Source organism: Streptomyces sp. NPDC037242, from assembly GCF_055604165.1.
Window position 1 is genome coordinate 89756 of the sequence record NZ_JBVJUY010000028.1, and the last position, 20485, is coordinate 110240.

19 protein-coding genes and 1 pseudogene are annotated in these 20485 nt (G+C 69.7%); 12 read left to right on the top strand and 8 right to left on the bottom strand.

Annotation, left to right across the window (positions count from 1 at the left end):
- Positions 1-10: 10 nt before the first annotated feature.
- From ACZ7GJ_RS28495 to ACZ7GJ_RS28515, 5 genes and pseudogenes are all read left to right on the top strand, one after another.
- Positions 11-1345, top strand: a complete 1335-nt coding sequence (locus ACZ7GJ_RS28495) for a hypothetical protein (RefSeq protein WP_470755761.1) — start codon at positions 11-13, stop codon at positions 1343-1345.
- Positions 1346-1409: 64 nt separating this feature from the next.
- Positions 1410-1865 carry a hypothetical protein gene (locus ACZ7GJ_RS28500; RefSeq protein ID WP_470755762.1) on the top strand — a complete coding sequence of 152 codons (456 nt, stop codon included), beginning with the start codon at positions 1410-1412 and terminating at the stop codon, positions 1863-1865.
- A 284-nt stretch (positions 1866-2149) separates the two neighbouring features.
- Positions 2150-2683, top strand: coding sequence for a barstar family protein (locus ACZ7GJ_RS28505; protein ID WP_470755763.1), 534 nt, complete (start codon positions 2150-2152; stop codon positions 2681-2683).
- A gap of 23 nt (positions 2684-2706) precedes the next feature.
- Positions 2707-2988, top strand: a pseudogene (locus tag ACZ7GJ_RS28510) (ATP-binding domain-containing protein); the annotation flags it as partial.
- 1529 nt (positions 2989-4517) lie between these two features.
- Positions 4518-4949 (top strand): CAP domain-containing protein, encoded by a 432-nt coding sequence (locus ACZ7GJ_RS28515; protein ID WP_470755764.1) that lies wholly within the window; start codon positions 4518-4520, stop codon positions 4947-4949.
- 101 nt (positions 4950-5050) lie between these two features.
- Here ACZ7GJ_RS28515 and ACZ7GJ_RS28520 read toward each other — a convergent pair whose 3' ends face one another.
- A complete protein-coding gene (locus ACZ7GJ_RS28520) occupies positions 5051-6169 on the bottom strand; it encodes a fatty acid desaturase family protein (protein ID WP_470755765.1) in 1119 nt (372 codons plus the stop codon).
- Between the two features lie 7 nt (positions 6170-6176).
- On the bottom strand, positions 6177-7232 hold the full coding sequence (locus ACZ7GJ_RS28525) for a ferredoxin reductase (RefSeq protein WP_470755766.1): 1056 nt from the start codon (positions 7230-7232) through the stop codon (positions 6177-6179).
- 86 nt (positions 7233-7318) lie between these two features.
- On the opposite strand from ACZ7GJ_RS28525, the gene ACZ7GJ_RS28530 reads away from it, so the two are divergent.
- Positions 7319-8458, top strand: coding sequence for a PucR family transcriptional regulator (locus ACZ7GJ_RS28530; RefSeq protein ID WP_470755767.1), 1140 nt, complete (start codon positions 7319-7321; stop codon positions 8456-8458).
- A 161-nt stretch (positions 8459-8619) separates the two neighbouring features.
- On the opposite strand, the gene ACZ7GJ_RS28535 is transcribed toward ACZ7GJ_RS28530, so the two are convergent.
- On the bottom strand, positions 8620-9147 hold the full coding sequence (locus ACZ7GJ_RS28535) for an NmrA family NAD(P)-binding protein (RefSeq protein ID WP_470755768.1): 528 nt from the start codon (positions 9145-9147) through the stop codon (positions 8620-8622).
- Between ACZ7GJ_RS28535 and ACZ7GJ_RS28540 the strand changes: the two genes are divergently transcribed.
- From ACZ7GJ_RS28540 to ACZ7GJ_RS28560, 5 genes are all read left to right on the top strand, one after another.
- Positions 9043-9633: a TetR/AcrR family transcriptional regulator gene (locus ACZ7GJ_RS28540; protein WP_470755769.1), complete on the top strand. Its 591-nt coding sequence runs from the start codon at positions 9043-9045 to the stop codon at positions 9631-9633. The two genes, ACZ7GJ_RS28535 and ACZ7GJ_RS28540, sit on opposite strands and share 105 nt — an antisense overlap.
- Positions 9634-9899: 266 nt before the next feature.
- On the top strand, positions 9900-10418 hold the full coding sequence (locus ACZ7GJ_RS28545) for a hypothetical protein (RefSeq protein WP_470755770.1): 519 nt from the start codon (positions 9900-9902) through the stop codon (positions 10416-10418).
- Between the two features lie 441 nt (positions 10419-10859).
- Positions 10860-11825 (top strand): hypothetical protein, encoded by a 966-nt coding sequence (locus tag ACZ7GJ_RS28550; RefSeq protein WP_470755771.1) that lies wholly within the window; start codon positions 10860-10862, stop codon positions 11823-11825.
- Positions 11826-11921: 96 nt separating this feature from the next.
- Positions 11922-12299 carry a hypothetical protein gene (locus ACZ7GJ_RS28555; protein WP_470755772.1) on the top strand — a complete coding sequence of 126 codons (378 nt, stop codon included), beginning with the start codon at positions 11922-11924 and terminating at the stop codon, positions 12297-12299.
- Between the two features lie 222 nt (positions 12300-12521).
- A complete protein-coding gene (locus ACZ7GJ_RS28560) occupies positions 12522-13670 on the top strand; it encodes an FAD-dependent oxidoreductase (RefSeq protein ID WP_470755773.1) in 1149 nt (382 codons plus the stop codon).
- Positions 13671-13796: 126 nt separating this feature from the next.
- Here the strand turns inward: ACZ7GJ_RS28560 and ACZ7GJ_RS28565 are convergent, their stop codons facing one another.
- The 5 genes from ACZ7GJ_RS28565 to ACZ7GJ_RS28585 all read right to left on the bottom strand — a co-directional run bounded on the left by ACZ7GJ_RS28565 (position 13797) and on the right by ACZ7GJ_RS28585 (position 19940).
- Complete coding sequence (locus ACZ7GJ_RS28565; protein ID WP_470755774.1) at positions 13797-14654, bottom strand: endonuclease/exonuclease/phosphatase family protein; 858 nt, start codon at positions 14652-14654, stop codon at positions 13797-13799.
- Positions 14655-14951: 297 nt separating this feature from the next.
- Positions 14952-16394: a GH1 family beta-glucosidase gene (locus ACZ7GJ_RS28570; protein WP_470755775.1), complete on the bottom strand. Its 1443-nt coding sequence runs from the start codon at positions 16392-16394 to the stop codon at positions 14952-14954.
- A 104-nt stretch (positions 16395-16498) separates the two neighbouring features.
- Positions 16499-17392, bottom strand: a complete 894-nt coding sequence (locus ACZ7GJ_RS28575; RefSeq protein WP_470755776.1) for a carbohydrate ABC transporter permease — start codon at positions 17390-17392, stop codon at positions 16499-16501.
- Positions 17393-17396: 4 nt separating this feature from the next.
- Complete coding sequence (locus tag ACZ7GJ_RS28580) at positions 17397-18449, bottom strand: carbohydrate ABC transporter permease (RefSeq protein ID WP_470755777.1); 1053 nt, start codon at positions 18447-18449, stop codon at positions 17397-17399.
- 129 nt (positions 18450-18578) lie between these two features.
- Entirely contained in the window at positions 18579-19940 is a 1362-nt protein-coding gene (locus ACZ7GJ_RS28585) for an ABC transporter substrate-binding protein (RefSeq protein WP_470755778.1), read from the bottom strand.
- 427 nt (positions 19941-20367) lie between these two features.
- Here ACZ7GJ_RS28585 and ACZ7GJ_RS28590 point away from each other — a divergent pair.
- Positions 20368-20485 (top strand): LacI family DNA-binding transcriptional regulator (locus ACZ7GJ_RS28590; RefSeq protein WP_470755784.1); only part of this gene is annotated, 118 nt, incomplete at its 3' end.

Genomic DNA, 20485 nt, shown 5'->3' on the forward strand with positions numbered 1-20485 from the left:
GGAGAGAGATATGACAACCATGGATGCGAACGGCATCGACCTGTCCGGCGTGACCGGCCGACTGATCCAGACGGTCGAGCTCGCTCAGAATCCTGCGCCGCAGGCCATCGCCACCGACCCGGCCAACGGGCACATCTTCGTCCTGCAACTGGAGTCCCAGGCCACCGCGAAGCGGGACTCGGGCAACCTGATCCTCAACCGCTTCGACCGGCAGACCGGCGCTCTCACGGGCACGATGCAGCTCGTCGGCTTCGGCCACGGCCTGTCCATCGGCGCCGTACCGGACGGCAAGGACACCTACCTCTGGACCGAGTGCGGGGAGTTGCGGATCACCACCCCCAAGCCGCCGGAGAAGCCCGTGGCGTTCGGCAGGGCCGTCACACGCTTCAAGTTCGACGAGAAGAAGGAGAACGGGGTACTCAAGGCGGGCGACACCCGCCTGCGCACGTTCATGCCGCCGGACAGCGATGCCACCGGCCCGTCGTACGATCCGACGACCAAGATGCTCACCGTCATGCACACCCAGGGCGAGCTCCGGTACTTCACCCGGTACGACGAGGCCCAGGCCGCAGCGGGCAACTGGACGCCGGTCGGCTCGGCCATGAGCAGGCGCAGGAAGCCGCCGACCCCGGACTTCGAGCACCCCGCACTGCCGCCGCTGGAGAAGACGCTCACCTTCCAGGGCTTCCAGAGCCTCGGCGACATCCTGTACGTGTACGAGTGGGCTCCCTACGCGGTTGAGGGCGACGCGAACCCGGGCTACACGTTCATGACCTCGTACAACTGGTCGACGAACGAGTGGACCGCCCCGGTGGTGGTCACCAGCGCCCCGGGCCTGCAGCACCGCGAACCGGAGGGCCTCGCGGTCGAGACCGACCCCCTGACGCAGGAGACCCGCCTGCTGTTCGGCTTCAGCAACGTGGTGCCCGGCAAACCGGAGGCACGCGACGTCACCATCTGCTGGTACCCGACCAAGCCCGCCGTCGGCGGCGTCAAAGTCCTGTCCGACTGGGAGGACCTCGCCCCCGCCACCGGGCTCACCCCCGGGCAGGACCGCGAGCGCCCGCGAGGCCGCCTCGTCGCCCTCGCCGGAACCACGTATCTCCAACTCCGAGGCACCTTCAGCTCCTCAGGGCTGACCGCGGACCGCCAGATCGCGACGCTGCCGCACCGGCTGCGCCCGACGGTCCAGGTCCGCCAGAACGTGCCGCGCAACAACAACGCGGGACGAAGCATCTGCCGCGTCGAGGCCAACATCCGGGGTGAGCTCTGGGTGTTCGGCGCATACGCCGACAACCCGATCACCTGGATCGACCTCGACGGCTTCTCCGTCCCCTGGCGCTGACGACTCCGCCCCACACCAGGCCGACCAGCGCATTCCCTTCGCTCCCGGATCCGGAGGATCACCCATGACCACGACCAGCCGTCGCTCCCTGCTCACCGCAGCGCTCACCGTCCCCGTCGCCGCCGTCGGCGTGCCGCTCGCCGCTGCCACGCCGGCCGCGGCCGCGGACCCCCTCGACGGGTGCCAGACCGTCGTCGACTGGAAGGCCGTCACTTCGAACTTCTCCGGCGAGGCGCCCTTCCAGGCCCGTGTCATCCGCATCGCCGGCACCGAGTTCCTCCAACTGCGAGGCGTGCTCACCTGTGGCTTCCACGACGACACCGTGATCGGCACCCTGCCGGCCGAGATCCGCCCGCCCAAGACGGTCCGCGGCATAGCCAGCCGCAACAACCACGCGGGCCTCAACGCGATCCGCGTCGAGGCGTACACGTCCGGCATCGTCAAGGCCTTCGGCTCGAAGATCGAAACGAACGTCATCAGCTGGATCCAGCTGGACTCCTTCTCGTCCGTCATGCGCTGACGTAGCCAGCAGCCGGGCCCGCCCCGGGCCCGGCTGTACCACGTGGAGCGCGATGCGTCACGCGCATACAACTCTGCGCCGAACCCCTGGCCGCGGTGGTCGGGCAGGACGCGGGCGATGACGGTTGCCGCCGCCGTCTCACCCGTGGGCGGGCGTACTGTCGTGTCGTGCTGCCAGTCGTGGACCGTGGCGTCGCCGTCCACCTTTTCGATGCGAAGGCGGGGCACGGGGCCAGCAGACCTGCAGGTGACGGTCCTCGTCAACGAACCTTTAGGGTTTACGGCATGGCCGCCTTCACCCCTGACTCCGAGCGCGACCCCGATTTCCGCCTCGTGACGAACACCTTCGTCACGCTCTTCTGGCGCCGGGACCTGCTGGAGGAGCGCACAGTCTGGCTGGACGAGCACGGCTACCACGTCACGAGTCTGGACGCGGCCGCCTGGCCATCGGCGGGCGACGCCCTCAGAGCGATCGGTGCCGCCCTGGATTTCCCCAACTTCTACGGGCGCAGCTTCGACGCGTTCAACGACTGCTTCGGCGATGTCGCCGCCTACGCCGCATACGGCATCCCCCCGCAGGCCACCGGTCTGGTCCTGGTCTTCACCAACTTCGACGTCTTCGCTGCAGCGCAGCCGGAGAGCGCGCAGGTGATCCTGGACATCATTGCTGACAACGCCCGCCGGGCCGCCTTGTTCGGACGCCGCGTGATGTGTCTGGTCCACAGTTCCGACCCGCAGATCGAATTCGCACCGGTCGGCGCCATGTCAGTCATGTGGAACGAAGCTGAAGAATCCAACGCGAGTCGCCGAACGGACTGAGAGTCAGTCCGGTTACCGCTTTGACGGCCTGTAAGGAACTCCGCGCACAGAGCACCGCGTACCCGCGCGAGCTTCTGGGAGTGGTCTGCGCGGACAGCAGGGTGAGCGAGCTGACGGCCCAGGGCATCGCTCACCTCGCACGCATCGTGCCGGCGTCCGAAGCACGCGGCCTGGAATTCGACGGGGTCGTGGTCATGAACCCCGAGGAGATCATCACGGCCCGCCCCGGTGGGGAGAGGGACTTGTACGTGGCCCTTACCCGGGCCACGAAGCGCCTCTGGACGATCACCGTCCAGCCCGCCTGACGACCTGGCGCGGCGCCCGAAGCCGCCGCCCGGGCTCAAGGGACGATGACGACCTTGCCGCGGAGCCTGTCCTGGACCTGGCCCACATGCGGTGGGTTCGGCACAGCAAATGGTGCGCGGATCCGTGGAAGGGCTCGGAGGGCCTGCGCCAGGTGCTCGGCGGGCTTGAGGAGCGCGGCCCCAACGCGCTGGACACCACCGATCCCGATACGACAAATGAGCCCGCCACTACCAAGTCACGGTCACCCTCGACGCCTCCGGCTATGGCTCCCAACTGACATTGCGGACAGACCCCTATGGCAGCGCCGGGTGTGCGTGCTGGGCTGCATTCGACGATCTCTCGTGCGGCCTGCAGTGTGCTGGGGTGGTCGCCGAGGAGTCTGGTGGTGATGAGGATGGCGCTGATGATGGGGACGCCTCGGTCTGCCAGATGCTGCTGGACGGCGTCCATGTCGGTGCCTGCCGTGAGTAGGCCTCTGCATTCGTCGATGGGGTCGGCGATCTGCTGCGCACGCTCCGGGGGCTCGGCGGTCGGGCCACCTCGGCGGGGGCGGCCTGCTGGTCCGCCTCGGCGGGGATTGTGAGTTCCCCGCCGTGCACCCGGACCACGTAGCTGCCTCGCGCGGCGCCGGGACCTGCCGGCCCTGCTCGACCGGCACGTGCCCCTCGGCGTGTTCCAGGCCGCCGCTGCGGATGCCGACGAGCTGGCCGCTCTGACGGCGGGGGTGTTCGGGGCGTCGGTGGGGCCGGCTGAACGCACCGGGAACTGCGCCGTTGGCCGTGGTGAGGGAGGTGCGGGGTGATCGAGGGGTTCCGGTCGGGGCGGGGTGGCTTGCGGGTGACGCTTGCGTAGCCGGCCGGCTGCGGGGCACCGCAGAGGCGGCCAGCACCACATGGTGGCACTGGCCCTCCGGGGTGGCAGGCCGCGCGCCAACGCGGGGCTGCCGTTGCCCCTGTGAAGCGTGCTTTGCAGCCAGCAGCCGGTAGGTAGGCGTAGTGTCGCTGCCAGTCCACGGTCCACCCGCCGATGGCGGGGTTCCAGTACTTATCGATCGCAGCGAGGGCGGCGGCCCGCCGCTCGGCCCGTGCGGGGCCTTTACCGAGTCTGCCGGGCTGGCGGATGTCGGTCAGCCATTGCCCGACCGGCTTGTGGCGTGCTGCGGCGAGGCCAGGGTTCCGGGCTGCCCGTAGTAGGCCCGCGCGGCGGCGAGGTGTTCCGGGAAGCGTTCCGGGGCGCTGGCCCATTCGTTTCACCGAAGGGCCGTTCCTCCCCGGCAGCGGTCGGACCGGCCTCCGATGGCGGTTGGGTGGTGCGGATGGCAGCCTGGAAGTGACGTCGAAGCGAAAGCGGCTGGTCGCCTCACCCAAGCGCTCGAAACCACTGTTCGTGGTCGCGGGAGGTGTACCTCGTGAAATGCACTGCTTCACGGACCCGGAGGCTCATCGGTCCGGCCGTTGCCGCCATCCTGGCGGCGACGCTGGCCCCCGTTGCCGCGTCCTCGGACGCAGCTGCCCAGCCCGGGGACGTTGTGGGCTTGATCAACGCGCAGCGTACGCAGCGCGGGCTGCCGGCGCTCACCGTCAACTCCGCTCTGAACACCGCGGCCCAGCAGCATGCCGCTGCGGCCGTGCAACTGAAGTGGTGGGGGCCGGGCAAGGACTCGCACACCAACCCACAGACGGGCTCGACACCGCAGAGCCGCATCATGGGGGCCGGCTACTGCCCCAACCCCCGATCGTGGCAGGTCGCTGAGATCACGTACACCGGCTGGGGCACCTCGGGCACGCCGAGCGCCGCCGTCAATTGGTGGATGAACAGCCCGGGACACCGGGCGAACATCCTCAACGGGACGCTGCGCGACATCGGTAGCGCGGCGTTGGCCGGCTCCGCGGACCCGGCCGGAGCCGGCCAGAGCGGCGCCGCGACCTACGTGGTGACGTTCGGGCGGTGCCAGCAGTGACGTCCAATGAGTGGGGTGCGGCTCTCCTGCAGTGAGTTGTGGGCTCGCAGCCCTTGACCGGGCCCGTACCGAAGGGCCCGGGTCCGAACCAGTAGCGGGAGTCAGGCCGCGACGAGCTCCTGCTCGCGGTCCGGCGTCTTGACCTTGGGCTTCTTGTTCGGAAGGGAGAGCCGGAAGACCTTGTGCCACGCGGAGTACACCTGCTTGGGCAGCGGCCCGGTGACGTAGTCCAGCTCGTACTTCTCGAACAAGGCGCGCACCTTCACCGCGACCTCGGCGTACCGGTTGCTCGGCAGGTCCGGGAACAGGTGGTGCTCGATCTGGTGCGACAGGTTGCCGGTCATGAAGTGCATGGCCTTGCTGCCGCTGATGTTCGCCGAGCCCATCATCTGGCGCAGGTACCACTGGCCGCGCGTCTCGCCCTTGATCGACCGGCGCTCGAAGACCTGCACGCCCTCGGGGAAGTGCCCGCACATGATCACCGAGTGGGACCAGATGTTGCGGACCAGGTTCGCGGTGAACGTGGCGGCGAGCGTGGTGAGGAACGACGGGCCCGACAGCAGCGGGTGGATCACGTAGTCCTTGAGCACCTGCTTGCGGATCTTGCGGCCCACGGCCCTGGCCCGCGCGCGGAACTCCGGGTTCTTGCGGCGGCGCTTGCTCAGGTTCCTGCCGAGCTCCAGGTCGTAGGCGGCAATGCCGTACTCGAAGAAGCAGGCGTTGATGAAGTTCCACAGCGGCTGGCCGAGGTGGAACGGGTGCCACTTCTGGTCCTCGTCGACGCGCATGATGCCGTAGCCGAGGTCGTTGTCCTTGCCCATCACGTTGGTGTACGTGTGGTGCAGCTCGTTGTGCGAGTGCTTCCACTGCTCGGCCGGCGAGACGTGGTCCCAGTCCCAGGTGGTGGAGTGGATCTTCGGGTCCCGCATCCAGTCCCACTGGCCGTGCAGGATGTTGTGGCCGATCTCCATGTTGTCCATGATCTTCGCCACGGACAGACCGGCGGTGCCGATCAGCCACGCGGGCGGGAAGATCGAGAACAGCAGTACGCCCCTGCTGACCAGTTCGAGCTTGCGCTGCGCCGAGATGACCTTGCGGATGTAGGCGGCGTCCTTCTCGCCGCGGCTGGCGATCACCTCGTCGCGGATCGCGTCCAGCTCGCGGCCGAGCTCCTCGATCTGCTCCGCGGTCAGGTGGGCGGTGGGGTCGATGGCGGTCAAGGTGCTCCTACCGTTCGATGTCGCAGGGGCCCGCCGCGGCGGACACGCAGGTCTGGATGAGGACGCCCGGTTCGGCTTCGGTGATCTCGCCGGTGCGCAGGTCGCGGACGGCGCCCGCCTTGAGCGGCGTGACGCAGCCGAAGCAGATGCCCATGCGGCACCCGGACGGCATGAGCACGCCGGCCTCCTCGCCGACGTCCAGCAGTGGCGTGGCGCCGTCCGCGTCGACGGTCTTGCCGGTGGTGCTGAACGTGACCTCGCCACCGTCGCCGGCGACGACGATGCTGGGGCGGAAGCGTTCGGTGTGCAGGCGCTCCGGGACGCCGTGCTCGGTCCAGTGCTCTTCGGCGGCGTCGAGCAGGCCCGCGGGCCCGCAGGCCCAGGTCTCGCGCTCGGCCCAGTCGGGGACGAGTTCGCCGAGACGGCCGATGTCGAGCAGGCCGTCCGTGTCGGTGTGCACCTCGGTGAGCCGCAGCTTCTTGTCCGCGACCAAGTCGTGCAGCTCGTTGCGGAAGATCACATCGTGCGGCCGAGGTGCGCAGTGGATCATGACGACGTCGTCGAACTCGATGTCGCGCAGCATCCCCATGACCGGCGTGATGCCGCTGCCGGCGGTCAGGTAGAGCACCTTGGCGGGCTTGGTCTCCGACACCACGAAGTCACCGGTCGCCTGATCGAGCTGGATCAGCGTGCCCGGTTTCGCCCTGCGGACCAGGTGGTTGCTGACCTTGCCGTCCGGGATCGCCTTCACGGTGATCGCGATCCGGCCGTCCTGGCGGTTCGTCGGCGAGGTGACCGAGTAGGCACGCCACAGGCGCACCCCGTCGACGTCGACCCCGATCCGTACGTACTGACCGGCCGTGTGACCGCGCCAGCCCCGGCCCGGCCTGATCACGATGGTCGCGGCGTCATCCGTCTCGGGCTGCACGGCCTCGATGCGCCCCCGTAGGTCGGCACCCGCACGCAGCGGGCTGACCAGGTCGAGGTAGTCCGACGGCAGCAGCGGCGTCGTGACCATCTCCAGCAGTTTCCACGCCCTACTGCGGAGGGCTGCACTCGTCATGACCCCAGCTTGATGCGCTTCAGAGGGTAAAGTCCTGTCCGCAGGACGTGAATCTGATCGGTTGAATTGTTCGCAAGGAACAAAACGTGAGCCATGCAGTCCGGAGGGCCAGCGAACTGGTCCTGGATGAGACGACGGTCACCGCGCTTCGGGCCGCGCTGAGGACCACCGCCGACGAGGTCGTCCAGGCGATCATCGACGAGGTCCCTCCCTACGCCAACGCCCTTTCGGGCCGGATGGGCGCCACCATCCGCCGAGCCGTCCGCACCGCCCTGGGCCTCTACCTGGACCTCGCGAGCGGGAACGCCACGGGCGGCGACGCCCGCGACGCGGCCTACGAGCTGGGCCGCGGCGAGGTACGCGACGGCCGTTCCATGGACGCTCTGCTCAGCGCCTACCGGGTCGGCGCCCGCGTGGCCTGGCGAGGCCTGGCCGCAGGCGCCGTACCCGCAGGTCTGCCCGCCGCCGAGGTCGCCAAGTTCGCCGAGCTGACCTTCGCCTACATCGACGAGCTCTCCGCCGCGAGCGCCGCGGGCCACGCCGACGAACTGGCCGCCCGGGGCCGCGCCCACGAGCGCCACCTGGAACAACTGGCCCGCGACCTCCTCGCCGGCGCGAGCCCGGACGTACTCCTTGCCGCCGCTGGGCGGGCCGGGTGGCAGCCGCCGGTTTCGCTGACCGCGGTCCTGCTGCCCGCCGCCCAGGCCCGGCCCGCCTACCGCTCGCTCGACCCGGGCACCCTGGTCCTCGACGATCTGCCGGACGCCTCCGGCGTGCTGCTCGTCCCCGATGCCGACCGGTCACGTCTCTTGCGGCAGCTGACCGACCGCACCGCCGTGGTCGGCCCGCCCCGGCCCTGGACCCGTGGGTCCGACTCGTACGCGCGAGCCGCACGCGCGCGCTCTCTCTCCTCCGACATCCGCGACACCGAGGACCACCTGCCCGAGCTGGTACTGAGCGCCGACGCGGACGCCTTCGCAGACCTGCGTGCCCGAGCCCTCGCACCGTTGCGGACCTTGCCCGCCGCGACCGCGCGGCGGCTGGAGGAGACGTTGCGGGCGTGGCTGCTGCACCAGGGCAGGCGGGACGAGGTGGCGGCGGCGCTGTTCGTCCATCCCCAGACCGTCCGGTACCGGATGTCGCAGCTGCGGGAGCTGTTTCCGGATCTCGCCTCGCCGCACCGGGTCCTCGAACTGACGCTGGCGGTCGGTCTCCGCGTGGGCTGACGTGTTCCTACCTCGTCCACGACCGCGTCACCGAAGTTCAGGGCACATGCCGTTGCGTCAGGTATGTGAGGCAAGTTCCGCCGTACGTACCTCGGGCGCGGAGGGGTGGTCGAAATCCGACGCCCAGATCCCGGCGCGCCCGAGGCGGTGAGTGCGGGCGCTCATGTGTCCTGCCCTGTGGTGCGTACGGAGTTCAGGAACACGGCGATCTGGGACGCGCCGGTGCGCTCCAGCCACGTGCGGAAGTCCATCGTGCCGGGGTGGATCTCCCGGGTGGCGGGGATGTCCGCGCGGTAGCCGTGCTCGTTGAGCCACTCGTTGGCGTAGGCGAAGTCTTCGCTCAGGGCCCGGATCGCGTCGATCGGGATCTGAACGTAGGGCAGGGGTATGCCGAGCGCCTTCCCGATTGCCGCGGCGATCTGAACCGGCGTGAGTTCGTCCCCGGCCAGGGAGACGGCCCTGCCGATCCACTCCTTCGGCCGGGAGAACGCCAGCGCTGTGACGGCGCCGACATCGTCGACGGCCATGATCTGCTGGGGGACCTCCGGCGCGAGCCCGGTGGACAGGTTCCCGTTCCGCAGTGCGTGCCCAAGGACGCCGCCGCACCGCCAGGTCGGCCGAGGCGGGCCGACGCCCGTCGCAACGCCGAGAAGATCGTGGCCGCCGCCGGGTCCTTGATCGCCGAGCATGGCGCCGACGCCTCCCTTGAGGAGGTCGCCCGCCGTGCCGGAGTCGGCTCGGCCACCCTGCACCGTCACTTCCCCTCCCGGCAGGCACTCCTGGAGGCGGTCTTCAAGGAGCGGGTGGTGGCCCTGTGCGCGAAGGCGGACCGCCTCCTCGCCGACCCTGACCCCGACTCCGACCCTGGCCAGGCGTTGTCCACCTGGCTGCACGCCGTCGGCGCGCACGCCGTGGCCAACCGAGGCCTGGGGGCTTCGCTGATGCGGGACGGGGACCCCGCGCTGGGGGAGACCTGCCACGACCTGATCACCGCTGCCGGGGAGGCCCTCCTTGTGCGCGCTCAAGCGGCAGGTGCAGTGCGCGCCGGGATCACCGTCGCGCCACTGCTGAAGCTCGTCGGCGCCATCGCGCTGGCCACCGAGCGGGAGATCGACGGCCAGGCCGAGGCAGACCTCCTGCTGTCGATCGCCATTGACGGCGTACGCACGCACTGATCCCGGTCCTCGCAGACGGTCCATACCTCTTCGGCTTTGATGGGCAACGGCCACCGGCATCCACAGCCTCAGCTGTGACTACTCCCGTCCGGGCATGTGGGAGTGCGGACAGCCGAACTCTGCTCGGAGCCGGACTCTGGCCCGCCGCTCAAGCGGCTGCGCTCGGGTTCCCATAAGAACGCCACCTACGCCGCGTTTCGCGAGGTCGGCCGCGTGATCCGCGACGGCGAGCATGTCCCCGTCGATGGGCGGCGGGCGGCCGCCTGGTGGTCACGGACTTCGGTGAAAGGGGAGGCTTCCTCTACGACGTCTCCGACCCGGCCCGGCCCCGGTTCCGGGGCCACCTCCCCGAGGGGAGCGAGACGGGGCCGTACGCGTTCAGCGCAGACGGCCGACTGCTCACGGGCGCCGGCTCCGGCACCCGGCTCCTGGCCTGGGACGTGTGGGACCCCACCGCTCCGCACCCCGTCGCGACGCTCACCCTGGACGACGAGGCACGCGCCCTCGGCATCTCCTCCGACGGCGCCACACTGACCACGTACAACTACCCCGGTCAGGCCGTCCGCTGGAGCATCGCCCAGCTCGGCGCCACCCTGAGTGACCCGGTCGGCCGCGCCTGCCGCCTCGCCGCGGCCAACCCCACCCTCGCCGAATGGGAGCGGATGGCCCCGGGCGTCCCCTTCCGCCGCGTCTGCCCCACCCTCACCCCCGCCCCCTCCCCGCCCCCCAAGGGCGCCTTCCCGACCTTCCCTGTCCGCCCGTCTCCGCTCCCTGCGGGGAACTGAGGCCGGCGGGCGCCCCCGGAACCGCTGGGTCGGGTCCGAAGCCGTACGCCTGGCTGCGTAGGCAACAACGGAGAGCACTGGTGGGCAGGTTTCGTGAGCGGACGATGACCTGGTGCCGAGGAAGGGCTGTCGAGATCCGTCAGCACCAGCGCGTCGGCAGCCAGGCTGCCTTCCTGTGGCCGACGAAGCAGGTCGAACGGCCGCGTGCTGGATGTCCGAACGCACAGCCGTCACCTTCGCCGAAGTCCGCGGCGGTTCCGCAGGCGAGGCACGCCTCGGCCACGGCCCACCGGCCGCATTCAAACGAAAGTACGGCCTCACCTACGCTGTGACTCGTCGAACGAAACCCTGCCTCCACCACGGATGTTCAGTCCCCGGAGTTGGCGCTGCCCGCAGCGACGGCGGCTTTCGCGAGTAGGCAATCTCGAATGGAGCACAGTCTTGAACCTGAACACCCCACGCCTCCTGGGCCGACGCGGACTGATGTCGGGCGGAGCCGCACTCGCGGCCGGCGGCGTCCTGGCCGGCGTCGCCGGTCCGGCACATGCCGAGTCCACGTCGTCGGCTCCGGCAGCCGATCCGTACCTCCCGACGCTTCCGCATCAGATCGAGGCCGAGCAGATGATCGACTATCTGCGGATGCTGCCGCTGTCGGTCCCGTCGAACACGGATCCGGCCAATGAGTACAAGCTGGCCGGGGACCCACGGTCGACCGTGCTGAACTGGGGGAGCCCCGGCCAAGCCGGCCAATACCGGGCGCTGGCCCAGTGCTCGACGTTCATAACGAAGACGCTCATGCGCGCGTACGGCGAGGGCACCTCTACCGGGTGGGCGACAGAACAGTACTTCCACGACAACTTCTACCCGAGCCTCCCCACCGGCGGCAGCAAGTGGTCCCCGAGCGCGGAGGAGTATCAGGCCGGCTTCAAGGGCGCCGCGGAGATCCTCAACATCCAGCAGGTGAAAAAGCCGGTCAACCTCAGACCCGGCGATCTGGTCGCGATCGACTACAACGACCCCAACAGTGCCTACACGGGGCACATCGTCATGGTCCGCAAGGCCAAGGGAATCTTCCGGAACAGCGTCGTGGACGCCAAGCTCGGCGACAACGTGACACCGCGCATCTTCGAGATCATCGACTGCACACACATTCCGCACGGTGATCCGAAGAACGGCAACCTCGCCAACTACGAGGCCTTCCCCGACTCCCGCCACCAGCCGATCCTTGACGCCGCGGGGAACGTGACCGACTGGGCCGTCGGCACCGGCGTCGGCTACGGCCACATGATCTTCTACTCGGACAACACGACGGGCGGCTTCGCCGGCTACCGGTGGAGCGTCAGCTCCTCCAGCGTCCACTCGACCGAAGAGCGCTGGATGTCCGCCGGGCGGGTCTTCCTCGGCTGACAGCCAGCCAGCACCCATTGGCGAGGCGTGTTGTAGTGGTGGGCCGTCCGGCTTGGTTCGCGAGGACGGCGTGCGGCAGAGCGCTAGGGAGCGACTATGTGGGACGGCCCCTTCTACCGAGTCAGGCGTGACGGGTACGAGATCTGCTTCGTACCCGATGAGGGAGAGGACCTCGACGAGGTCTGCAACGTGGACATGTGGGTCACCCGTGATGACGGCGATCGCTGGTGCGGAACCATGTTCACTCTTGATGAGGTGCATCGGATCATGGACCGTCAGCGGCAGGCAGGCGAACCAGAAGGCGACTACTGGTGGGTCTGGGACGGCCTCATCGTCCGCGAGGCCGGTGTGCCGTCGATGGTCAGGGTCATCGACGGGCTCGTCGGCACGGGCGATCTTGAAACAGTCCTTCGCCACATCGGACCCGAAAAGGACGCCTTCGTTGAGGATGACCGAGCGACGCCCCAAACTTGAGCGCTCGTAGGAGGAGCTGGGGGAACACGGCCTCCGTCTGATCTGATCCTGTGCTCCGGCCCAAGACCCGTCCGGGTCTGGCCGACTCGCATTGTCGGCCGCCTGTCGGGGTGTTGTCGGGTGCTATCGGCCCGATGTCGGGGGCTCGTAGGCGAGGCCTGGCACCTTTCCAGGGACGGCTGGCCGGAGTTCGCCGGGCGGCCCGATCCCGAAGGAGCCACCATGCACACGCCCGTAACGATCATCGGCGCGGGACTCGGCGGACTCGCGCTGGCCCGCGTGCTTCACGTCCACGGAATCCCGGTCACAATCTACGAGGCGGAAACCTCCCCGTCTGCGCGCATGCAGGGTGGGATGCTCGACATCCACGACTACAACGGACAGCTCGCCCTCAAGGCGGCCGGCCTGATGGACGAGTTCCACGCCATCGTCCTGGAAGGCCGCCAGGCGATGCGGGTCATCGACCCGGACGGGACCGTCCTGCTCGACAAGGCCGACGACGGTACGGGCGGACGCCCCGAGGCGCAGCGCAGTGAACTGCGCCGGATCCTGCTCGACTCGCTGCCCGCCGGCACCGTCCGCTGGGGGCACAAGGTCAGCAGCACCCGCGCCCTCGGCTCGGGCCGCCACGAGGTGACGTTCGCCGACGGCGGCACGGTGGTCACCAGCCTGCTGGTCGGCGCGGACGGCGCGTGGTCACGGGTCCGGCCGCTGCTCTCTGCCGCCGTACCCGAGTACACCGGCACCGCGTTCGTCGAGACGTACCTCTTCGACGCAGACACCCGGCATCCCGCCGCCGCGAAGGCGGTCGGCGGCGGGATGCTGATCGCGCCCGCACCGGGCAGGGAGATCTTCGCCCACCGGGAGAGCGGCGACACCCTGCACACCTACGTAGCGCTGGCCAGGTCGCAGGACTGGTTCGCCGCCATCGACTTCACCGATGAGGCCTCGGCCCGCGCACGCATTGCCGCGGAGTTCGACGGCTGGGCACCGGAACTCACCGCCCTGATCACCGACGGCGACACAGCGCCGGTCCTGCGCCCCCACTACGCCCTGCCGACCGGGCACCAGTGGAACCGGGTGCCGGGGGTCACCCTGATCGGCGACGCCGCCCACCTCGCGGCCCCGAACGGGGAAGGCGCCAACCTGGCCCTGCTCGACGGCGCCGAACTCGGCAAGGCCCTCGCCTCCCACCCCGACGACATCGAGGCCGCCCTCATCCGGTACGAGCAGGACATGTTCCTCCGCAGCACCGAGGACGCGACCTTCGAAGGCGCCGAGCTCTACGAGTTCTCCTCGGCCGACAACACGAGTCACGGCCTGATCGACATGCTCACCGCGAAGGGCGAACAAGCCCACCAGCCGCGCTGACCGGCAGCGGGAGCCCGGCGGCGAGCAGCCGACGCACTCCCGCCCCGCACTGCCCGCCACACGCACATGATCAACAGGCCGATCCACAGCCGACCACGTCCTCACGCCAACCATGCACGAAGGCCGTCAGCCCCGGTTCAGGTCGGTGTACAGCAAGTGGTGGTCCGAGTACGGGCTGGGGCGGACCCGGTGTGTGCGCGGGATGATGCCGCGCAGGAACACGTAGTCGAACTTGCTGTTCCAGTCGGTGGTCGCCGTGCAAGTGCCGGTGCTGGCGGTCGAGGGACGGCAGTCGGTGTCGGTGTCCAGGGCCAGGGCCCACATCGGGCCGAGTTCGGGCGCGTGCGGCACGGCATTGAAGTCGCCGAGGACGATCGCGCGGTCGTGACGGGCGACTTCCCCGGCGAGTACCGCCACCTGGCGCGCCCGCACCGCCCCCTGCCGGCGCTCGGCGAGGTGGGTGTTGAAGACGCGGACGGGTCGGCCGCCCACCAACGTGGTGACGGCTAGGTAGCCGCGGTCCTCGGAGCCGCCGTCGGGGTATTCGACGCTCACCCGGTCGGTCATCGGCGCCGCCGAGAGGATCGCCTGGCCGAAGCCGCCCGGCCGCCACGGCAGCCCACCGCAGCGGTTCCAGTTCCGCAGGACCGTCCCGTACTCGACCCGGTAAGTCAGCCCGTAGACCTCTTCCAGGTAGGTACGGATCTGTTCGACGTCACGAACGCACGCCTCCTGGAGGCCTATGACCTGCGGTGCATACGTGGCGATCTGTGTCGCCCGGCTGAAATTGTGCCCGCCCCCGCACGGATTGCAGATGTTCCACGTGGCGACCCGGTCCGGTACGACCTCCTCGGCGGCATCGGGCGGCAGCGGCCTGCCGACCGGAACGCCTCCGCCCGGTTCGCTGCTGGGGCCCAGCAGCAGTGCCAAGCAGACCGCGGTCATTGCGCCCGCGGCCCACCGCGCGCCCTTTCTCAGCACCATCGCCTCCCCGGGGTGGACGCACATCATCACACGGTGCCTGCGATGCACAATCGAGGCCCGGCAGGTCTGTCCTGCGTCGTCACGGCATGGTCGGCAATCGTTCGTCACGGCCTGGTCGTTCCCAGTCGGGTTGTCGAAGTCCTCGGCCCACGACGACCGGCTCATCACCGACCGGCAAGAGCACGGGACGACATGGGCGGACCGGGTGTGGGGCCGGCCCACTCCGGTGGATGCCTTCCTGGTGCCGGCGGCCTGCCGGTGGGCTCGGGCTGCTGGCGAGGCCACCGGCACCGACCGCTACGCCTCGCCGGGAGCGCGCAGTTCTCCTGTCCGGGCCACGCGGGAGTACCAGTGCGCGCTCGATTTGGGTGTGCGCTCCAAGGTGTCGTAGTCGACGTGGATGGCGCCGAACCGCTTGGCGTAGCCGTACGCCCACTCGAAGTTGTCCAGCAGCGACCAGAGGAAGTACCCGCGCACGTCCGCCCCGGCCGTGATCGCCCGGTGCACCGCGTCGAGGTGGGCGTGGACGTAGGCGGCGCGCTCCGGGTCGTGGACCGTGCCGTCGGGGCCGATCTCGTCCTCGTAGGCGGCGCCGTTCTCGCTGACCAAGAGCGGCAGCCCGGGGTAGCGGGCGGCGGTCCGGGTCAGCAGGTCGTACAGGGCGCCGGCGTCGACCGGCCAGTCCATCGCGGTACGTTCACCCGGCGCCCGGTGGAAGGCCACGCCCTCCGCACCGGGCCATGGCGAGTGCTCGCTGTTGCCGTGCCCGTCGTCCTGCGGCACCGCTCCGCCCTCCGCCGCGTGCGAGACGACCGTCGGGGTGTAGTAGTTCACGGCGAGCAGGTCCAGGGGCTGGTGCACCGTGGCGGTGTCGCCGTCCCGTACGAAGGACCAGTCGGTCAGGTGCGCGGTGTCCGCGAGCAGGTCCTCGGGGTAGGCGCCCTCCAGCATCGGGCCCAGCCAGATCCGGTTGCCGACGGCGTCGATGCGCCGGGCCGCCTCCCGGTCCCCGGCCGACGGGGTCAGGGGGCGCACCTCGTGGAGGTTGAGGGAGACCGCGACCTGACCGTCCCCGGGCAGCGCCGCGCGCAGGGCCTGGACGGCGAGGCCGTGACCGAGGTTGAGGTGATGGGCGGCGCGCAGAGCGGCGACCGGGTCGGTCCGGCCCGGGGCGTGCACGCCGGAGGCGTAGCCGAGGAACGCGCTGCACCAGGGCTCGTTGAGGGTGATCCAGTGCTTCACCCGGTCTCCGAGGGCGTCGGCCACCAGGCCCGTGTACTCGGCGAACCGCTCGGCCGTGGAGCGCTCCGGCCAGCCGCCCGAGTCCTCCAGGTCCTGGGGGAGGTCCCAGTGGTAGAGGGTGAGGGCGGGTGTGACGCCGGCGGCGAGCAGTTCGTCTGCGAGCCGGCGGTAGAAGTCCAGGCCCTTCTGGACGGCGGGGCCCCGGCCGGTGGGCTGGACGCGGGACCAGGACACGGAGAACCGGTAGGCGCCCAGGCCGAGTTCGGACATCAGCCGGACGTCCTCGGGGAAGCGGTGGTAATGGTCCACTGCCACGTCACCGGTATGGCCTTCGAAGACCTTGCCCGGGGTGTGCGAGAAGGTGTCCCAGATGGACGGGGTCCGGCCGTCCTCCCGGGCTGCGCCCTCGATCTGGTACGCGGCGGTGGCCGTGCCCCACAGGAAGTCGGGCGGGAAGGTGCGGGTGGCCGGGAGTGGCCGGGTCTCGGACGCGGTCATAGGAGAGCGCTCCCAACGCAGGTTTGGATGAAGTGGTGCCGGATGAAGTCGTGTCGGAAGGCAGGGTGACGGACCGGCGGTACGGTCGTCCTCGGCGGACGCCTTCAGTTCTTGACGGCGCCGGCGGTGATGCCGCCGACGATGTGCTTGCCGAGTACGGCGAAGACCAGGAGCAGCGGCAGCGTGGATATGAGCGCGCCGGTCAGCACGACGGCCTGGTCGACGGTGTGGTTGCCCGCGCCGAGGCCGGCCAGGGCGACCTGGAGGGTGGGGTTCCCGTCGGGGGTCAGTGCGATGAAGGGCCAGAAGAAGTCGTTCCAGGCCTGGACGAAGACGAGCATTCCCAGGACCGCCATCGCGGGCCGGGCCACCGGGAACACCACGTGCCAGATGATGCGCAGGCTGTGCGCCCCGTCCATCCTGGCCGCCTCCACCAGCTCCACGGGCAAGGCCTCGATGAGGAACTGGCGCATGAAGAACACCCCGAACGCCGCGACCAGCGAGGGCAGGACGACCGACTGCAACTGGTCGACCCAGCCGAGGTCGGTGATGATCTGGTAGAGGGGGATCACACTGAGCTGCGGCGGGATCGTCATGGTCGCCACCACCAGCGCCAGCAGCGCGCCCTTGCCCCTGAAGGCCAATTTGGCGAAGGCGAAGCCGGCCAGGGTGGAGAACAGGACGGTGGACAGGGCCACGAGCCCGGCCACGATGGTGGTGTTGACCAGTGCCTCGCCCATGTCGACCTGGTTCCAGGCGAAGGAGAGGTTGTCGAAGAGCCGCGGGCCGGGCAGGAGTGGGGCCGGGGCCTCGACCACGCGCTCGCCCGTATGGGAGGCGGCGACGAGGTTCCAGTACAGGGGGAAGAGGGACACCAGCGCGGCCAGGCCCAGCAGGACGTAGGTCAGCGGTCCGGCGTGGTGCTGGCGGCCGGCCGACGGGCGAAGGCGCCTGGCGCGCGGCGCACCGGCGGCGGTCGTGTCGAGTGTGCGGCTCATGGATTCAGCTCCCCGCCTTCGTGCGAATGCGGCCGGCGTGGTTGCGGTTGCGGTTGCGGTTGCGGTTCGAGCGGGAGACCAGAGCCTGGAGGCCGCCGATGAGCAGGAGGAGCAGGAGCATGACCCAGGCGATGGCGGAGGCCTGGCCCAGCGCGCCGGTGACCCAGCCCTTCTCGTACATGAGCAGGCTCAGCGTCTGGAACTGGTTCCCACTGCCGCCGCTGATGCCGACGCTGCCGCCGAAGAGCATCGGCTCGCCGAAGAGCTGGGTGGCCCCGATGGTCGAGACGATGATGGTGAACAGGATCGTCGGCCGGATCGAGGGAATGGTCACGCTGAGGAACTGGCGCCAGCGCGAAGCCCCGTCCAGCGCGGCCGCCTCGTAGAGGTCCTGGGGTACGGCCTGCATCGCGGCCAGGTAGATGAGGGCGTTGTAGCCGGTCCAGCGCCACGTCACGATCACCGAAATCGCGATCTGAGCAGGCCACTTGGAGGACTCCCAGGCCACCGGCTCGAAGCCGACCCAGCCCAGCGCCGTGTTGATCAGCCCGTAGTCGGTGTTGAACAGCTGGGCGAAGACGAGCGTCGCCGCCGCGATCGAGGTGGCGTACGGGGCGAGCACCGCCACGCGGAAGAAGCCGCGGCCACGGAGCTTGTAGTTGAGCAGGTGGGCCAGGCCGAGGGCCATCAGCAGTTGGGGAACGGTGGAGATCACGCCGATGGTGAAGGTGTTGGCGAGGGCGTTCCAGAAGAACTCGCTGTCCGCCAGGGAGGTGTAGTTCTCCAGCCCCTTCCACTGCGCGCTGCCGCCGAGTTCCACCCGGTGGAGCGAGAGCCAGCCCGTGTAGATCAGCGGGAAGAGGCCGAAGGCGGCGAAGGTGAGGAAGAAGGGGGCGAGGAAGAGGTAGGGGACCGCCTTCAGGTCCAGGCGGTAGAGCGTACTGCGCAGTCCGCCCCGGCCGGAGGTCCGCTGCTTGCGGGAGCCGGGGCCGGGGGCCGGGGGCTGTGCGGCGGGCGGCGGGGAGCCGCCACTGGTCGCCCGTACGGAGGTGGCCACGGGGGCGTCCTTCCAGGTCGATGCGTGCGGTGGTGCGGTGGTGCGGACGGCGACGGCCCGCCGCCACCCGCAGGGAGGCGGCGGGAGGCGGTGAGGGCGGGTGGGGGCGGGCCGCCGCCGCGTGCCCCGCTACTTGTCGATCTTGTCGGCGACCAGCTTCTTGACGTTCTCCCAGGCCTTCGCCGGGTCGGTGCCGCGCTGCTCGATGTCGAGGATGCCGTTGTCGGTGAGGAAGGTCTTCACCTGGCCGTCCCAGCGGCTGATCGGGGCGGGCGTGATGCGGGCCGCGCCTTCCGAGTAGATCTTGCCGACCGGAGTGTCACCGAAGTACGGCAGCTTCGCGCCCTGCACCGCCGGAGAGCTGAGGGTGTCCTTGGAGGAGGGGATGTTGCCGTTCACGCCGAAGACCTTGGCGTGCTGGGCCGGAGCGGTCAGCCAGGCGGCGAGTTCGGCCGCCTCCTTGGTGTGCTTGCCCGACTTCGGGACGGCGAGGAAGGAGCCGCCCCAGTTGCCGGCCACGGGCGGTGCGGCGATGTCCCACTTCCCCTGGTTGTCGGGGCCCGCCTGGTCCTTGATGATGCCCGTCATCCAGCTGGGGCAGGCCACGGTGGCGAACTTTGAGTTCTTGAAGGCAGCGTTCCAGGTGCCCTTCTCGTCGAACTGGCGCAGCTTCGCGGTCAGTTCGCCCTTCGCCGCCGCCACGGCGGTGTCCCACGCCTTCTTCACGCCCGGACTGTTCTCGTAGTCCAGCTCGCCCTTGGCGTTGGCGTACTGCACCGGCTCGCTGGAGATCACGGCGTTGAACAGGCCGCTCGCGGAGTCGTGGAAGGCGGTCCCGGCCGGGGCGCTCTTCTTGTACGTCTCGCCCGCGGCGATGAACTTCGCCCAGTCGCCCGCCCAGAGCCCCGCGACCTCGGTGCGATCGGTCGGCAGGCCGGCCTTGGCGAAGAGGTCCTTGTTGTAGCAGATGGCCATCGGGCCGATGTCCGTGCCGAGTCCGATGACCTGGCCGCCGGCCGTGGTGGCCTGCTTGACCTTCCAGTCGAGGAAGGCGCCGAGGTCGGCGCCGCCCGTCTTGCCGAGGTCGGTCCACTTGTCGGCCATGGCGGGTCCGGTGGCCTCCGCGATGTAGCCGACCTCCAGGGCCTGGATGTCCGCGAGACCGCTGTCGCGGGAGAGGCGCAGCTTGAGCGTGTCCCAGTACTTCTGGCCGTCGGCGACGTTCGACTCTTCGATCTTGATGTTCGGGTGGGTCTTCGTGTACTCGGCGAAGAGCTTGGCCCCGGTGGCGTCGTCGTAGCCGAAGGAACCGAAGGTACCGATCCGCAGCGTGATCTGCTCGCCCCCGGCCGCACCGTCGCCCTTGCCCGTGTCGCTGTCACCGCCGCAGCCGGCGAGCATGGCCGTACCGGTCGCTACGACGGCGACTGCGGCGACCGCGTTGATCACGGTGCGGCGTCCGCGTCCGTGTCTGCTGCTGGAAGTACGCATTCCACTCTCCTCGTCCAAGGTGGTGCTCGTTGTGCGCCAGGGGGTCCGGCGGGCTGTTCGCGGCTCGGCGAGGGGCCCGCCCGGACCGGATGTGAAGGCCGTTGTCGCACCCCTGGATGGGAGCGCTCCCACATCGTTCCGGAAGGTTGCTGCCTGGCGGGTACGGGTGTCAAGAGATGAACGCGAATTCATTACGTAGGAGCCTCGGGAGCGGAGGGCTCCCCTCTCTGGCGCACTGCCCGCGTCGGGTTGTGAACGCGACCGTGGTGGCGGGAGGGGATTGGGGGTAGGGTGGGAGCGCTCCCACTCCAGTCGGCGTAACGTGTCCCACGGCTACGGGGCGGGTGCACCGTCCTACTTACCTGATCAACAGGCCGGGCCCGCGCCCGACGCGGAGTGCGAGGGCACACGAGGGGAGTTCAAGAGCGTGAGCGGAGGACGGCAGAGCGGCGGCAGGCCCACTCTGGAGGAGGTCGCGGCCCTGGCGGGAGTCGGCCGAGGCACGGTCTCCCGGGTGATCAACGGTTCGCCGCGGGTGAGCGAGC

Coding starts and splice junctions, on each gene's coding strand:
- ACZ7GJ_RS28495 (WP_470755761.1), top strand. CDS start 11: ATGACAACCATGGATGCGAACGGCATCGACCTGTCCGGCGTGACCGGC.
- ACZ7GJ_RS28500 (WP_470755762.1), top strand. CDS start 1,410: ATGACCACGACCAGCCGTCGCTCCCTGCTCACCGCAGCGCTCACCGTC.
- ACZ7GJ_RS28505 (WP_470755763.1), top strand. CDS start 2,150: ATGGCCGCCTTCACCCCTGACTCCGAGCGCGACCCCGATTTCCGCCTC.
- ACZ7GJ_RS28525 (WP_470755766.1), bottom strand. CDS start 7,232: ATGACGAGTGCAGCCCTCCGCAGTAGGGCGTGGAAACTGCTGGAGATG.
- ACZ7GJ_RS28535 (WP_470755768.1), bottom strand. CDS start 9,147: ATGCTCGGCGATCAAGGACCCGGCGGCGGCCACGATCTTCTCGGCGTT.
- ACZ7GJ_RS28555 (WP_470755772.1), top strand. CDS start 11,922: ATGTGGGACGGCCCCTTCTACCGAGTCAGGCGTGACGGGTACGAGATC.
- ACZ7GJ_RS28560 (WP_470755773.1), top strand. CDS start 12,522: ATGCACACGCCCGTAACGATCATCGGCGCGGGACTCGGCGGACTCGCG.
- ACZ7GJ_RS28565 (WP_470755774.1), bottom strand. CDS start 14,654: ATGGTGCTGAGAAAGGGCGCGCGGTGGGCCGCGGGCGCAATGACCGCG.
- ACZ7GJ_RS28570 (WP_470755775.1), bottom strand. CDS start 16,394: ATGACCGCGTCCGAGACCCGGCCACTCCCGGCCACCCGCACCTTCCCG.
- ACZ7GJ_RS28575 (WP_470755776.1), bottom strand. CDS start 17,392: ATGAGCCGCACACTCGACACGACCGCCGCCGGTGCGCCGCGCGCCAGG.
- ACZ7GJ_RS28585 (WP_470755778.1), bottom strand. CDS start 19,940: ATGCGTACTTCCAGCAGCAGACACGGACGCGGACGCCGCACCGTGATC.